General features: G+C 42.7%; 12 protein-coding genes and 1 pseudogene. 7 read left to right on the plus strand and 6 right to left on the minus strand.

The window, feature by feature from the left end:
- Positions 1 to 573: 573 nt before the first annotated feature.
- Positions 574 to 2,622 (minus strand): hypothetical protein, encoded by a 2,049-nt coding sequence (locus tag KA717_35590; GenBank protein UXE60756.1) that lies wholly within the window; start codon positions 2,620 to 2,622, stop codon positions 574 to 576.
- A 140-nt stretch (positions 2,623 to 2,762) separates the two neighbouring features.
- Positions 2,763 to 3,440, minus strand: coding sequence for a uracil-DNA glycosylase (locus KA717_35595; protein UXE60757.1), 678 nt, complete (start codon positions 3,438 to 3,440; stop codon positions 2,763 to 2,765).
- 202 nt (positions 3,441 to 3,642) lie between these two features.
- On the opposite strand from KA717_35595, the gene KA717_35600 reads away from it, so the two are divergent.
- From KA717_35600 to tnpA, 3 genes and pseudogenes are all read left to right on the plus strand, one after another.
- Positions 3,643 to 4,308 (plus strand): DUF3120 domain-containing protein, encoded by a 666-nt coding sequence (locus tag KA717_35600; protein UXE64878.1) that lies wholly within the window; start codon positions 3,643 to 3,645, stop codon positions 4,306 to 4,308.
- Between the two features lie 85 nt (positions 4,309 to 4,393).
- Positions 4,394 to 5,320, plus strand: a complete 927-nt coding sequence (locus KA717_35605) for an FHA domain-containing protein (GenBank protein UXE60758.1) — start codon at positions 4,394 to 4,396, stop codon at positions 5,318 to 5,320.
- 605 nt (positions 5,321 to 5,925) lie between these two features.
- Positions 5,926 to 6,300, plus strand: a pseudogene (tnpA, locus tag KA717_35610) (IS200/IS605 family transposase).
- Positions 6,301 to 6,694: 394 nt separating this feature from the next.
- Here the strand turns inward: tnpA and KA717_35615 are convergent.
- Complete coding sequence (locus tag KA717_35615; protein ID UXE64879.1) at positions 6,695 to 7,156, minus strand: lysine N(6)-hydroxylase/L-ornithine N(5)-oxygenase family protein; 462 nt, start codon at positions 7,154 to 7,156, stop codon at positions 6,695 to 6,697.
- Positions 7,157 to 7,271: 115 nt separating this feature from the next.
- On the opposite strand from KA717_35615, the gene KA717_35620 reads away from it, so the two are divergent.
- The 3 genes from KA717_35620 to KA717_35630 all read left to right on the plus strand — a co-directional run bounded on the left by KA717_35620 (position 7,272) and on the right by KA717_35630 (position 11,145).
- Complete coding sequence (locus KA717_35620; GenBank protein UXE60759.1) at positions 7,272 to 8,249, plus strand: GTP-binding protein; 978 nt, start codon at positions 7,272 to 7,274, stop codon at positions 8,247 to 8,249.
- 65 nt (positions 8,250 to 8,314) lie between these two features.
- Complete coding sequence (locus tag KA717_35625; GenBank protein ID UXE60760.1) at positions 8,315 to 9,337, plus strand: hypothetical protein; 1,023 nt, start codon at positions 8,315 to 8,317, stop codon at positions 9,335 to 9,337.
- 185 nt (positions 9,338 to 9,522) lie between these two features.
- Positions 9,523 to 11,145: an iron uptake porin gene (locus KA717_35630; protein ID UXE60761.1), complete on the plus strand. Its 1,623-nt coding sequence runs from the start codon at positions 9,523 to 9,525 to the stop codon at positions 11,143 to 11,145.
- Positions 11,146 to 11,207: 62 nt separating this feature from the next.
- On the opposite strand, the gene KA717_35635 is transcribed toward KA717_35630, so the two are convergent.
- From KA717_35635 to KA717_35645, 3 genes are read right to left on the minus strand one after another with little or no spacing between them, the layout of a single operon-like run.
- Positions 11,208 to 12,443, minus strand: a complete 1,236-nt coding sequence (locus KA717_35635) for a transposase (protein UXE60762.1) — start codon at positions 12,441 to 12,443, stop codon at positions 11,208 to 11,210.
- A complete protein-coding gene (locus KA717_35640; GenBank protein ID UXE60763.1) occupies positions 12,440 to 12,601 on the minus strand; it encodes a hypothetical protein in 162 nt (53 codons plus the stop codon). The genes KA717_35635 and KA717_35640 overlap by 4 nt, the downstream gene beginning before the upstream one ends.
- Before the next feature lie 31 nt (positions 12,602 to 12,632).
- Positions 12,633 to 13,625: a succinate dehydrogenase/fumarate reductase iron-sulfur subunit gene (locus KA717_35645; protein UXE60764.1), complete on the minus strand. Its 993-nt coding sequence runs from the start codon at positions 13,623 to 13,625 to the stop codon at positions 12,633 to 12,635.
- A 488-nt stretch (positions 13,626 to 14,113) separates the two neighbouring features.
- Here KA717_35645 and KA717_35650 point away from each other — a divergent pair, with 488 nt between their 5' ends.
- A complete protein-coding gene (locus tag KA717_35650; protein UXE60765.1) occupies positions 14,114 to 14,494 on the plus strand; it encodes an AbrB family transcriptional regulator in 381 nt (126 codons plus the stop codon).
- Positions 14,495 to 14,561: the final 67 nt, after the last annotated feature.

Here is a 14,561-nt window from a genome sequence, read left to right on the forward strand (position 1 = left end):
AAATGATAACAAAATACGGTCAGTCCCCTTGTCATAAGAGCTTGCTAATCCTGAGTAGGGCGATCGCTTGTAAGAGGAGAAGGGAGCGATCGCGTTTTGTGGGGATGAGATTTGGAAGGGTGATCGCGTTTCAGGAATCGATTGTTTTGTAAAGTGGCGATCGCGTTGCAAGAGTTTGTTTTTTAAAAATGGCGATCGTTTTTTGGTGGATGATCGTTTTGAGAATGGCGATCGCATTGCAATGGTTGATCTTTTTAGAATGGCGATCGCGTTTGTATTGTGGTAAAGTGCGATCGCTTTAGGTTACAACAAGAATCTGCTCAAAATCATTATTGAATGATATTTACTTGTGTCGAAAGGGTATCAACTTAAGGCGGGACAGCTTACCCTGAAAGGGTTTTAGCTTTCCTCCTACAGAGTAAGCCTTGCAGCCATTTTCCCTAGGCAAGACCCAGAACAAAGTGTCCCGTTTTACGCTGCTACCCCGATCAAGTAAAGAAAATACTCTTATCGAGACCCTTAAATCCACGCAATTCTAGGGGACTTGCTGGTATAAATTTCGTAAGCAATTACCTAAATTAGAGTAACAGTCGCTATTGCAGATTGTATAGGGTTGGTTTTTGTTTTAACGATAATTGTTACGGTTGATTGTGTTACTCCATCTCCTTTGGTGGTGGGGGCTACATAGACAAATGCAGGAGTTAAGTTTTTTATATATGTGCCAATTACAGGGCTTAGAGTAATGTCGTAATCATCACCAGACAATGATGCGTTACTGAGAGTAAATAACTGTGTTTTTCCATAGTTTAGTAGCGCAGTTGGTGGATCTATTGTCAACCCAGTACCAGGAAGTCCTTGAACGCTTGGCTTATTAGAATCATTAGCAGTAAGATTATTTGTAGTTTGAGTAATAAGATCGGGTACAAAGCGTTCACTAAACCCACCAATAAAAGCTAGAGCTAGCAAGCCATAATAATAATCACTAGTTCCTTTGTCCTTGAGAGATATAGGAGAGATACTAGAGTTAAGTAATAAAAAAATAAAGAATGCAAAACCTGCTCCTAAGATAGGTTTAATCAGTCCAATAAAAAAAGGAAGAAAGTCATCTTCGTATTTTTGTGCGGATGGACTGTCAAAATCTTTAATACGAATGAGAATACTAAGCCCTCCCCCTAAAGTTCCTGTCATCAATAATGCAATCATAAAATTAAGTGTATCTTGGTTTTTATTTTGACTGCTACTAATAATGGGAATAAATACCTTTTCCTGATTGTAAGCTTGATTAGCGCGAGGAACCTCTGGCAAAGGAAGGGCTTTTAGTACATCTTGAACAGGAGAGGTGAAATTTACTAATATTGGCCAATTAATATGCATTCCATAAATTATGAACCAATTGATAGGAAAGGCTGATATTACTCCGAGTAAAACTTTGGTTGGTGTTTTAATGCCATGAAAAAAATCATCAGCATAGTTACGAGGATCTGCCCATGACACGCCTTTTATTTTTCGTAATCTTGTCTTTGAGGCATAGCGTAATTTTTGAGCAAGAAGAAGGTTAGGCTTGCCTGTTAAAGAATCGATTGCAATTTCTAAATACTCTACAATGGCTTTAACTTGAGCAACTCGATTAGAATTAGACTCTTTTTTATCTGGATAGATAAATTGAGTAATTTGCTTCCAAATATCATGTTTAACATTAGATGGATCCTCTTGAACTTGAGCCTTTTGGATTTGAACCTTTTGAACTTGGGTCTTTTCAAGTTCAACTTGAGCCATTCCTACCAGTTTAATTAATGCGCCTAGTTCTGATTGCACTTCTCTATCTAATTCAGGAAGAAGTGTGGTAACTTTAAGCCTTGTATCTTGAATTAATTTGTCAATACGAAGATTAAGCTCTTTAATTAAAGCTCCTAGTTCCGATTGCATTTCTATATCCAAATCCAATTTAGAGGGAGATACAGGAGTATTAGTCCTTGTATCTTGAATTAATTTGTCAATACGAAGATTAAGCTCTAGTATGAGATCAATTAGTTTCTGTTCTGTCACCAAATCATCAATTTTTTTTGAAAAATCAGCTAAACCTGGTTCCTCAATGACTTTTTTAACCTCAGCTTTAATCTCACGAAACAGCGTTTCCAATGTTCCCTCTGATTCAAGAATTGGGGAAAGCTGAGTAAGTTTATCTTTAATGTCCACTAAAATAAAATCGGTTGTTTGATTGAAATCTAAGATCGATCCCAATTCTTCAAGGATTTTGTTAATCTTGTTAAGCCAGCCCTGAATAGCTGTTTTTAATTCCGATAAGTCTGACTCTGGCAGATTAAGTTGTTGTAATTTATCTGGAAGGGCAGAAGCTAGAGCCTCATTTTCTCGTTTGAGTGCTTCTATTTCTTCTTTAACAATTGTTTTGTCGATTACTAGTACCTTAGTCGTCTTTGCGATCGCGCTATTTAGCTCTGGATCATCAACCTTACCTTGAATCCTGCCCTGCAAATTATCTGTACTTGTCTTTGCCAAATTTAACTTAGGAGCAAGTTCCGACTCTTTAGCCGCCTTGATCGCCTGAAACTTAGTTTCAATTTCCTGAGTTAAGCTATTAATGGGAGAATTTAAGTCTGTCACTTTGGCCCACCAAAATACTGTTTTCTGATGATAATATTGATTTTAGATGAATAAAGCATATTCTTTATAATACTTAACAAAATATAACCAAGTAACTGTATTTCTTGACTAGTTCCCTTTTGCCGAGTTGCCTTTGTGTACTAAAAAGCAACTTCATTAAGACGTTCTTGCAAGAGGCGGGGAAATTGGGCGTAATATTTTTGATTGAGGGGAGAGGGATGGGGTAAGGGCATGAGGCTAACTTGACGCTGATGATTTAGGCCCTGTTCGTCAGTAGCTGTTAGCGTAACCGTTAAATGGGAAGAAAAGCGATCGCCGCCCAGAAAAAAATTATTGACTTCCCCTTTGCGTCCGTAGGGAATAAACCATTTGAAAGCTTCTGTTCCTAGGGGAATAATTTGTTTACCTTGCCAATGGAGAACTAATAAGCGTTCAATGAAGGGGCGAAAACGTTCTTTTACCTCTGGCGAGTAGGCTTTATTGCCGGGGGGTTTGTAGGGAACCGTATTAGTTAATAAAAGGCGATCGCAGACTCGGTGTAACTCTTGCTTCGATTTAGCCTTATGACCTTGCCAAGCTTGGTAAAAACCGTCTCGCACTAAAGTTCCGGCGGCTCCAATCAAAGGCTGGCCAGCGAAAACCTCATCTCGTCCTAGATCTCGACCAAAAAAGCAAAGTTGACTTTTCAAGTTACCGGCATACAGAACTGGAGCCAGGGGATCCTTACGGGCAGCCGTGTAGATATCAACATCAATGGGAAAGGGTTCTCTTTCCGCCTCTTGACGCACTTGCTGAATAAGATGAGCAATATCAGACATAGATTCCTGGTTCCAACCGCGATCAGTAACTTACCATATCTTGTCTAGAGCATTGCATCGTGATCCCGTCTTGAGATACCTTAGAAGTCGGTAACAAAACTTAAAACTTTTTTTAACACCCTTATTTTTTAGCTAAAATCCTTTGATTCCTCTTCTTTCCACCGTTGTTGCCCACTATGCTCGCGTTTGGCCGAGGGAAACCCTGACGCTTTGGACTCCTTCATCCCATCGTCAACAAGCCTGGGGAATATTGTTATGGTCGGGCTTTTTAGTATCAGTCCCCGTTTTTATCCAAGCTCCCTTGGTGCGCTCCTTTCCCTGGCTGACCTTGCTATTAACAATTGGATGGGTCGGTTTGGCTATGGGGTTAAAAAAATGGCCAAAGACGGCAATTTGGGGTGATCTCTGTCTCGGTTTTAGCTGGAGTTGGTTAGCTGGAGCTATCTATTGGGGTTGGTTTCGCTGGGAACCTCTCATCCATTTACCGATTGAGGCGATCGGTTTACCCTTCGCGCTCTGGGGTGTACGTCAACGCTGGGGGTTGGTTGGTCACTTTTTTTATCTTGGCTCTCTACTGGGGACAGCGATTACTGATAGCTATTTTTACTTAACAGGTCTCATTCCCTACTGGCGACAGGTGATGGCCGTTGAGCCGGATTTGGTGGCTTCTATTTTTCAGTCGGCGATCGCTCAAATTCAAAACCAGGTCGGAGTAAGTTGGGCTATAGTTTTAGTTAGCCTGCTCTTGGGTCTAGGAACTTGGGCTTTGCAAAAAAACGAATCCCACTGGTGGGCTTTTGCTGGAGCAGTGTTGAGTACAATCTTAGTGGATAGCGTATTTTGGCTGGCTGCACTCCTTGCTCACTGATCCCACCCGCTTTCCTGTGGAAAAACTCGAAAACTACTCTTATCTATTATGGCGTACCGTTAAAGGGGATCAAAAATTCCCATTGATGGACAGAAGTTATTGGACAATTGGCCGTAATCAGGAAAACGATATTGTTATCACCGATCACACCATCTCCCGAAACCATGCCATTTTACAGGCAACGGAAGGGGGTGAATTTTTGCTGATTGATCTAGGGAGTCGTAATGGTACTTTTGTCAATGACAGACGAGTGAGCATTCCAGTCACACTACAAAATCGGGATCAAGTCAACTTTGGCAAAACCCAGGTCGAATTTCATTCTCTCACCGATAGCCATCCTAACCATACCTTAATTCTTTCAGAACGAGATACCCAAACGAGTATTGTCCATGAGCGTCGTTTGATGACGGTAATGGTGGCAGATATGCGAAACTTTACAGGATTGTCACGGCAATTGGATGAAAAAATTCTCTCGGCCTTGATTGGGAACTGGTTTCGTCAATCGGGTCAAATTCTACGGCAGGCGGGCAGTTGGGTTGATAAATATATTGGCGATGCGGTCATGGCCATCTGGTTTCATGGCGAAGAGGCGGTAACGATCGAGGAAATTCTGAGAATTCTTGAGGTTATTAGTTACCTCAACCAAATGACCCAAAAATTAGCCAAGCAGTACCCCTTACCCTTTCCTCTTCGGATTGGAGTGGGTTTGAATACGGGTTATGCTATGGTCGGTAATACGGGTAGTGGTGATCATCCCGACTATACGGCGATCGGGGATACGGTGAATGCAACGTTTCGTCTGGAATCTGCTACTAAAGTGCTAGGCTTTGACATTGCGATCGGACAAAAAACCTATAGTTATCTAGAAAATTTTAGTGATCTCAATCAATACTTTACCGAGCATTTAGCTGAGCTAAAAGGCTATGAGAAACCGATTCTAACCTATAGTTTAACTTTTGAACGATTGTTACAATTTATTCAGCTTAATCAAAATATGAAAACCTTAACTTAGGCTATGGCCAGTCAAGAATTTTAGAAGTTACGCATTGACAAAATGGTTCTTCGGTAGGTATTATGCAACAAGCTTATCAAAATACCAAGAAAGCATACATCTCACTAAAAAATTACTACAATTTCTGAACCCAAAACCTCTTCTTTTTATTAACTTTTAGTTTATTATTAATACCCTCGAACCTTCCATTCGTCCTCCTCCTATCAAAATAAGCAGTAGTTTCTCTTCGCTATCGACTAATTGTTGCCGTACTTTTTGGTAATAAGTTTTTTGCTTTTTCTACCCAACTATTGATTTTTTTTACTCCTTCTTCCCAGCTTTTTACTGTTTTATAGATTTCTCTAAATTCTTCTTTCAGCTTGTGTATTCTTTCTGTTTCTGGAAAATTTTCTTTTACTTCTTTTAACTTTTCTTCCTTTTTTTGTTAATTCTTTTTCATTGTTTTAGTAAACCATATTTACTGTGGGTTAATATTTTTTCTTTTGCCTTTTTTATTATCCTAAACACGCTAGTCCAAAACTATGCACTTTCAGTGCAAGGCTTTAGCTGCTACACACTTTACAAGAGAGTATAAAATAAGGAAAGAGTATAAATTCAGAGAGTGTATGGAAGAAAATCGTCACGGAAGTCATACAATTACTCGTCTAACAGTTCACATAGTATGGGTAACGAAATACCGTTATAAGGTATTAAAAGGAGAAATTCAGAAGCGTTGTCGGGAACTGATTATACAGATTTGCAACGCGGAAGACGTGAGAATTATCAAAGGAGCAGTGAGTAAAGACCATGTTCATATGTTAATAGAGTATCCTCCTTCAAAATCAGTGAGTGAACTAGTGAAAAGGATGAAAGGAAGAACATCAAGATTGTTACAGCAGTAATATCCAGAATTGAAAAAACAATATTGGGGAAAACATTTTTGGGCAATAGGATATGGAGCATAGAGTACAGAAAATATGAGTGAAAAAATGGTGGAATAATACTTAGAACACCATCAAAACTCATCGAACAAGGGGAGCGAAGACTTTATGTTGGAGTAAAGGACTTTCAGTCCTCATTAAACCTCTGCACTGAAAGTGCAGAGTGGTTTAGTTTTCATTTTTTACTTCTTTTCTTTTTTCATCTAATTCCTCGTTCACTTGTTTCATTACATGGAATCTATCGGCGTTGTCAAAATTAAAGAGGAGCTAAATCAGCATATAAGCGAAAACGCTTTGATAGCAAGGTTTTCACTATGTTACAATTCATCCTTCATCTTCTTATCTGACAACACCTAGTGATTAGGCGAGAGATCAATCCAGAGAAAATTCGCCACTAACTGGCCATCTGTGAAGCACATAATATTAGCTAACAACTTTCCCAATATGGATTTGATCAAGAGCATCGACTCACGATAACGATGTCCTTCCAAACCTCCGCAAACACTGGTGATAGAACGGTTCGATCTTCTGTACCTGTGTAGCAATCACCCGCTCCTGCAACTTCCAACGACGAATGACATCCCAGCAAAAGTCTTGAAATAGCTGCGTCCTCGGCAGGTCGTAGGGGGGAAATAGTTGCTGAGAGCGCGACTCGGCAAAACTCAGAAGGGCATGGGGATTGGGATCGGTGATGATGCACCGCCGGCGATCTCAAATGGAGAATCTCATGGGCTGCAAACTGGTGCTGCCATTGCTGTAGCCAATCTCCCGATGGATCCAGCACGACAAAACGGTCTCGCATGGATTTTTTCTTTTGTAGCAGGTGGGTCACTAGGGTTAGGGCTTGGGGGCCGGCCCCCACAATGGCAATATCAACTAGCGGAGGCAATGCTGACGGCCTGAGGGATGATCGCATGGGTGTGGAATCATTCATGAATGGATTGCTCGAAAAGGAATAAAGGATTGCATTAAAAAGCTTAATTCATTATGATAATGATTATCATTCTAAAAATAATCTTCGGAAGTTATTTATGGTTGCCACTGTCGATTGCTTAACGGTACCCGTTACCGTACTGACGGGGTACTTGGGGGCTGGAAAGACTACCCTGTTAAACCGAATCCTCACCCACGAACACGGCAAGAAGGTTGCAGTAATTGTCAATGAATTTGGCGAAGTAGGCATTGACAACCAGTTGGTGGTAGATGCCGACGAAGAAATTTTTGAGATGAACAACGGCTGCATTTGCTGTACCGTGCGCGGGGATTTGATTCGGATTATCGCCAACCTGATGAAGCGTCGGGATAAATTTGATCACCTGGTGATTGAAACCACGGGACTAGCAGACCCTGCTCCCGTGATTCAGACCTTTTTTGTGGATGATGAGGTGCAGACTCAAACCCATTTGGATGCGGTGGTAACGGTAGTGGATGCCCACCATATTTGGCGGCATTGGGAGGCTGATGAAGCCCTCGAGCAGATTGCCTTTGCCGATGTGATTTTGTTAAACAAGATCGATCTAGTAAAGGAAGCAGAACTAAGAGAACTCGAACAGCGCATCCGCAGCATAAATGCGATCGCCAAGCTCTATCGCACCCGAGATGCCCAAATCGAAATGGATGCCATTTTGGGTATCCAAGCCTTTGACCTGAATAATGCTTTGCAAATTGACCCTGATTTTCTCAATGAAATCGCCCATGAGCACGATCAAACCGTCCGCTCCATTGCTCTAGTAGAGGCAGGGGCTCTAGACGGCGAGAAACTCAATCAATGGCTTGGCGAACTCTTGCGGAACCAGGGTAGCGATATTTTTCGCATGAAAGGCATCCTTAATATGGCAGGCGAAGATTGTCGCTTTGTTTTTCAGGGTGTTCATATGCTCTTTGATGGCAACCAGGATCGTCCTTGGCGGCCCAATGAAACCCGCAAAAATGAATTGGTGTTTATCGGTCGCAATCTAGATCAGATGGACTTAGCAGAAAGCTTTAGAGCCTGTTTAGTGACAGCATAAATCCTGGAATGAGAGCAATGCCAAGAGCTAGAACACAAGATTTACTGCACCTTTCATGGCAGGGGATGCTTTCGGACTATGTTACCGTACTCGCTTGGACTCCCGACGACAATCGCTTGGCGGCTGGTTCTGCGGCGGGGGAAGTGGTGCTATACAATGCCAATACTGGCACTCCTACTGTCCTACAGCCTGCCTGGGGACAATCTGTAGATGCCCTATCGATTTCCCCTGACGGTAATTTTTTAGCAGCAGCGGGACAATCAGGAACAATAATGATCTGGCAAATTGGGGAGAGATCTCTCCGGGTTATCAGTCAATTGACCTATCCCCACGCATGGCTTGATCGCCTGCAATGGAATCCTAAATATCCAGAGTTGGCCTTTAGTTTCGGTCGCCATGTCCAGGTGTGGGATGCTTTAAGCCAAACCATCGTCACCACCCTCAACTTTGAAAATTCTTCTGTCTTAGATCTAACATGGCATCCTAACGGTGAGCTTCTGACAGTGAGTGGCAACCAAAATGTGAAAACCTGGCATCGACAAAACTGGGATGATGATCCGACACTTCGGGAAACGGGAGGTGCGAGTGAGGCGATCACCTGGTCCCCCGATGGCATTTATTTGGCATCTGGAAATAATGATCGCTCCTTATTGGTCTGGGAATCGGGAAATCCCTATCCCTGGCGAATGCAGGGGTTTCCTGGTAAAGTTCGTCAGCTTGCCTGGTCAACACCAGCATCAACAAGAGATAGACCGATTCTGGCATCTACTAGCGCAGATGGAGTTGTCATCTGGCGGAGGGAGGCTAATTCATCCATTGACTGGAGTGCCACTGTACTTGAGCAACATTATGGCACAGTGACAGCGATCGCCTTTCAGCCAGGTTCCCGTTTATTGGCTTCTGCCTCTGATGATGGCTGGATCTTTCTGTGGCATCAGGCAAATAGGCTTGCTCAAAGACTTCAAGGGGTGTCCAAAGGTTTTTCTGCTCTGGCATGGAATCATCAGGGAACTGCCCTAATAACGGCTGGACAGCAGGGAGAACTGTTGATGTGGAAACAGCAAATGCGAGGCAAAGGTTTTAGATAAGAATTTAGCCTACATTCCGCGGATTGCCGCCACCCATAGAGTAGTTAATCGGAACCACTCTATTTCTAAAGTATAAAAACAAAATATTAGGGTTGGCTTTGACCGAACGTCTGTGGTCAGAAATCTTAATATTGATTACGATTACCCTACTTTTAAAAATAGCTTTGATTGAGGAAGAAATAATCATGAGAATTTTTATCCAAGCAAGTTTGGCGATCGCTCTTTCTTTCGGGATATTTCCTGTCCCAACGCTACAGGCCCAAACCCTTAAAAAACCCATTCTTGTGGCTAAACCTGGCCTAGATGGAATACTGGATAATCAATCGTCGAATCAGGGATTATCCCAAGTGACCAACGTTTCTGAATTGCGAGACGTGCAACCGGCAGATTGGGCCTACGAGAGCTTGAAAAGTTTAGTGGAACGATATGGCTGTATTGTCGGTTATCCCGATCGCACCTTTCGCGGCAACCGTGCTTTAAGTCGTTGGGAATTTGCAGCAGGATTAAATGCCTGTTTGAATACCATTGAAAGATTACTACAGGAAAATGTGGCGGTTTTGCGGGAAGACCTAAATAAACTTAAGGCTTTGGCTCAAAATTTTGAACAAGAATTAGCTGGTTTGGGGGCCAGGGTAGATAACTTGGAAGCTCGTACGGCTTATTTAGAAGACCATCGTTTTTCGACGACGACTAAATTAACAGGAGCAACGGTTTTAGGGTTAACAGGCATCGCATCGGGAGATAAAAACAACGGCACCGAAGCTATTCCCCAAGTCCCCGCCCTGGGCTATCGCACCCGCTTAGAATTTAATACCAGTTTTACAGGGGAAGATTTGCTGTTTACACGATTATCAACAGGCAATCAATCGGATTTTCTCGAAGAGACAGGTACATTTCAGGCAACTTTGGGTTTTGCTCAACCCCAAAATAATGAAGTGGGAGTTGAACAGGTTTATTACCGTTTTCCTGCTGCTGAAAATCTCACGGTTTGGGTAGAGGGCTTTGGGGCTTTAGATGATTTTAATAACACTCTTAATGTCCTAGATGGAGACGGTAATTTTGGAGCTTTATCGAAGTTTGCCACCCGTAGCCCCATCTATTACGGTGCGGAAGGAGGCGGTATTGGTTTACAAGGAAATTGGGGGGATTTGCAATTTAGCGGCGGTTATTTGGCCCCAACTTCTAACAGTCCTAGTTCGGGGGAGGGGTTATTTAATGGTAGTTATGGGGCGATCACCCAGGTGGGTTATGTTCCCCAGGACGGCAAGGGCGGTATAGCCTTGGTTTATCGTCATGGTTACAATACTGTTGATACTTTTACAGGCAGCGATCGCGCCAATTTCCGGGCTTTTACTGAAGCGGAGTTTGGAGAGGCGGTTCCTGTCTCAGACAATTCCTACGGTCTGGTCTTTAGTTGGCCCCTCGCAGACCAGTTTGTCCTCGGCGGCTGGGGGGGTTATACCAATGCCCAGGTTTTAGGTAACTTAGAGGCTCAGGTAAGTCGAGGCGGACTAGATATTTGGAATTGGGCTGTGACCTTGGGCTTTCCTGATTTATTTAAGGAAGGGAATTTAGCGGGAATTGTAGTTGGAATGCAGCCCTGGGTTGCCAGTTCTAATGTAATTTTGGGCAATGGACTTGCGGCTCAGGATCAAAATACTTCCTGGCACTTTGAAGCCTTCTATCAGTATGTTATTAATGACCATATTCAAATTACGCCTGGTATTGTTGTGGTGACCAATGCGAATAATGATGATCGCAATGGCACTTTGGTGTTAGGAACCATTCGGACAGTCTTTGCCTTTTAATCTTTATCGGGTATAGTTGACATACTCCCCTGCGTGAACGACGGGGGATTCTTATTCATAGTTCACAGAGATCCACTTACGATTGTTGGTTTCCCTTCAATGATAGAGGTGGTTCTCTCCCTATGCTTTCCCTCTTCCGAGGCAGATTCCTTTTGCCCAAAGGTACTGTTTTGCCATGACCTTCCCAAAATCCCCATCCCTTTTTTGAGGATATTAATTGCCGCATTTGTATCACGACAAATCTCTATTCCACAATTGGGACAAGAATGAGTCCTGGTACTCAATGACTTTTTCGCCCGATGACCACAATTAGAACAATCTTGAGAAGTGTAGTGAGGTGAAACCGCCACCACTGCTTTGTCCCAGATTTTCCCGTAGTAGTCTAACCATTGGGTGAATTGATACCAACTAGCATCAGAAATTGACTTAGCCAAAGAATGATTCTTGACCATATTCGACACCTTTAAATCTTCATACACCACGACATCGTTAGATGCCACCACGTTTCGGGCTTGCTTAATTGCCCAATCTTTCCGTTGGCGTTGAATTTTAAGATGGGTTTTACCCAGTCTTTTTCGTGCTTTATGGTAGTTATTGGATTGGGGTTTAGCCCCTTTCACGAATTTTTTGCTTAATCGTTTCTGAGCCTTTTTTAGTTTACGCTCAGATTTTCTTAAGAACTGGGGATAGATTACAGCATTATCGTTTTGGTCTTTGGTGAAATATTTTAATCCCAAATCCAAACCAACAACATTACCGGTATATTCCCCTTGTTCTTTGCGGTCAGCGTCAAAGCAGAACTGAGCATAATACCCATCTGCTCTTCTGACTACTCGAACTCGATTAATCTTTAGCCGAAACAGGTCTTCTCTCGTTTCTTTGTTGCAATATAGGGAAAAGGAACCAGCATTAAAACCATCAGTGAAAGCAATTTTCATGCAATCATCAGATAGTTTCCATCCTGAGACTTTATATTCTACAGAGCGACAATGTTTTTTAAACTGGGGATAGCCTTTCTTCTTTTCTCCTTTTCTGCAACGACTGTAGAAGCTAGAGATAGAAGCCCAAGCCCGTTCCGCACTAGCCTGTCTAGCCGCCGAATTTAACTTCTTCGCAAAAGGAAATTCCTTGGCTAATTCTTTGCATAGCACATACAAATCGGCTTTACCTACCCCTTGATTATCCATCCAATACCCGACCGCTTTATTCCTGATAAATTGCGCGGTACGGATAGCTTCATCAAGAGACTGGTATTGCTCTTTTGCTCCGTTCAGTAGTTTGGCTTCTCTGACTATCATTCCCCTAGTTTATCACAAAAGATTGCAGATAAAACATTAAGTTGATCTGGAAGTCGCCCTAGAAGGGCGAGGCTTTTACCCATTTTTCTGGTAAATAATTCTTTGATAGCTTTTCCTGTGAAAAGGGATGATAAGACTTCTGCGATAACATCAGGCATAATCAACGGAAAATTTACAGCAAGATAAATTTTAAACCTGGCCATGAGTATCGGCTTGTACGGCTTCGATCAGCGATCGCACCTGGGCTGTACCGTCTGAAGGTTCAAAGGAAGTGGGAAACTTGCGACTGGTTAACATCCGCAAACCCAGGGGCAAAATACTGCTAATGCCCTTGAGATCCCGAAAATAATTACCCACAACGTAGATACCAAACTTGCGTTCATCTACCCAACCACCGGCTTTAACCAAATCGATGAGAACTTTGCGGTGACGAATAGAACGACTGCTTTGGGCATCCTTGCGGTCTAGAATTTGCTGTTTAATTTTGCCAATCTGATCCATCGGAGCCACCTCCATCGGACAAACCGTGTTGCAGAGATAGCAACGGGTACAACCCCAGACTCCCTGGGTTCCGTCTGTATAATGCTCTAAACGCTCTTCAGTTTGGCTATCCCGTGAATCGCCTAATAGACGTTGAGCCTTGGCCAGGGCATGGGGGCCAACAAAATTGGGATTAGCAACCTTCCCATTACATTCGGAATAGCAGGCCCCACACAAAATACAATTGCCCATCTGATTAAGTTGTTCCCGTTCTGCCACCGTTTGTAAAAATTCTCGCTCAGGAATAGCCCGCCCTTGACTGCTCACGTAGGGATCAACCGCTTCTAGATCATCCCAAAAGGGCTGCATATCGACGACTAAATCTTTGACAACGGGCAAGTTTCCTAAAGGGGCGATTGTAATCACAGGGATACCATTTTCTGATTGATGCCCAAATTGTTTTAACTCATTGCCAACATTTTCCTTACAGGCAAGAGCCGAACGACCATTAATGCGAACGCTACAACTGCCACAGATGGTGTTACGACAATTTTTCCGAAAGGTCAAGGTTCCATCCTGTTCCCATTTAATGCGATTGAGACAGTCCAGGAGGGTGGTTCCTGCTTCTACCTCTAAGAGATAGGTTTGGCTGTAGGGATGACCATGATGGCTCTGGCGTAAAACCTTAAGTTGAACTTGCATGACAATCGATGACGGAGAACAGGACTGTATATCTATTAATAGTCTAAAGCACTGTCTAGCGACTAGGACGAAAGCAGAGAGTAAATCTTGCTCCCCAGAAAACCAACGATCAACTGACGATTATAAAATAAGGCGACGCGATCGCGCTGTAAAGAAGAAAGGATAACCGTTTAAGTATTCTTAGGGAGGATCAGGGTTCGTACAAATACTTAATCCCTAGAGGTTAACGAGGTAAGGGTCAATTTTCTCCGATCTTAAACGCAAATTCAGCGACCCAAAAGTGATAATCACGGCCAATCATCCCCTCCCAAAAAGTCCTGAAAGTTAGACTTCCACATTATTTGTTGCTTCCCAGACAGAATCTTATCTTCCTAAATTTTTGATCAAAAAATGGTTTGTCGTTAAGATTTAGTGCTATATTTTGATCAAGATCAATTTTCGATGGATTTGAAAATCCCTCTCTAAAAAGCTAGGAAGATTTGAGCCTTATGTTCGAGCAAACTACCCCATTAACTGGCAAAGCTCTCTTACAAAAAGTGAAAGAGCTATCACAATTACCCCGCCGTGAAACCGCAAGAAGCTGTGGTTATTACTCAACTTCAAAAGACGGACAAGTCCGTGTCAATTTGACAGACTTCTATGATGCTGTCCTTGCAGCAAAGGGAGTTCCCCTCGATCCAGGTGGCATCAAAGATGGTCGGGGACGTGAACCGACATTCCGTGTGAGTGTCCATAAAAATGGTCAAATTGTCATTGGCTCTACCTATACAGAGCAAATGGGCTTGGTCTCAGGGGATGAGTTCGAGATTAAACTCGGTTATAAGCATATTCATCTCAAACAGATTGGTGTTGACGGTGAGGAGGATTAGGTCTAGACAGACTATCATCTAGGCTATTTATTTTCTCACCAGGAGGTACTTTTAGAGTATCTCCTAA

This window comes from Woronichinia naegeliana WA131 (assembly GCA_025370055.1).
Classification (GTDB): domain Bacteria; phylum Cyanobacteriota; class Cyanobacteriia; order Cyanobacteriales; family Microcystaceae; genus Woronichinia; species Woronichinia naegeliana.

Coding starts and splice junctions, on each gene's coding strand:
- KA717_35595 (UXE60757.1), bottom strand. CDS start 3,440: ATGTCTGATATTGCTCATCTTATTCAGCAAGTGCGTCAAGAGGCGGAA.
- KA717_35630 (UXE60761.1), top strand. CDS start 9,523: ATGAGAATTTTTATCCAAGCAAGTTTGGCGATCGCTCTTTCTTTCGGG.
- KA717_35615 (UXE64879.1), bottom strand. CDS start 7,156: ATGCGATCATCCCTCAGGCCGTCAGCATTGCCTCCGCTAGTTGATATT.
- KA717_35625 (UXE60760.1), top strand. CDS start 8,315: ATGCTTTCGGACTATGTTACCGTACTCGCTTGGACTCCCGACGACAAT.
- KA717_35605 (UXE60758.1), top strand. CDS start 4,394: ATGGACAGAAGTTATTGGACAATTGGCCGTAATCAGGAAAACGATATT.
- KA717_35635 (UXE60762.1), bottom strand. CDS start 12,443: ATGATAGTCAGAGAAGCCAAACTACTGAACGGAGCAAAAGAGCAATAC.
- KA717_35620 (UXE60759.1), top strand. CDS start 7,272: ATGGTTGCCACTGTCGATTGCTTAACGGTACCCGTTACCGTACTGACG.
- KA717_35645 (UXE60764.1), bottom strand. CDS start 13,625: ATGCAAGTTCAACTTAAGGTTTTACGCCAGAGCCATCATGGTCATCCC.
- KA717_35650 (UXE60765.1), top strand. CDS start 14,114: ATGTTCGAGCAAACTACCCCATTAACTGGCAAAGCTCTCTTACAAAAA.
- KA717_35640 (UXE60763.1), bottom strand. CDS start 12,601: ATGCCTGATGTTATCGCAGAAGTCTTATCATCCCTTTTCACAGGAAAA.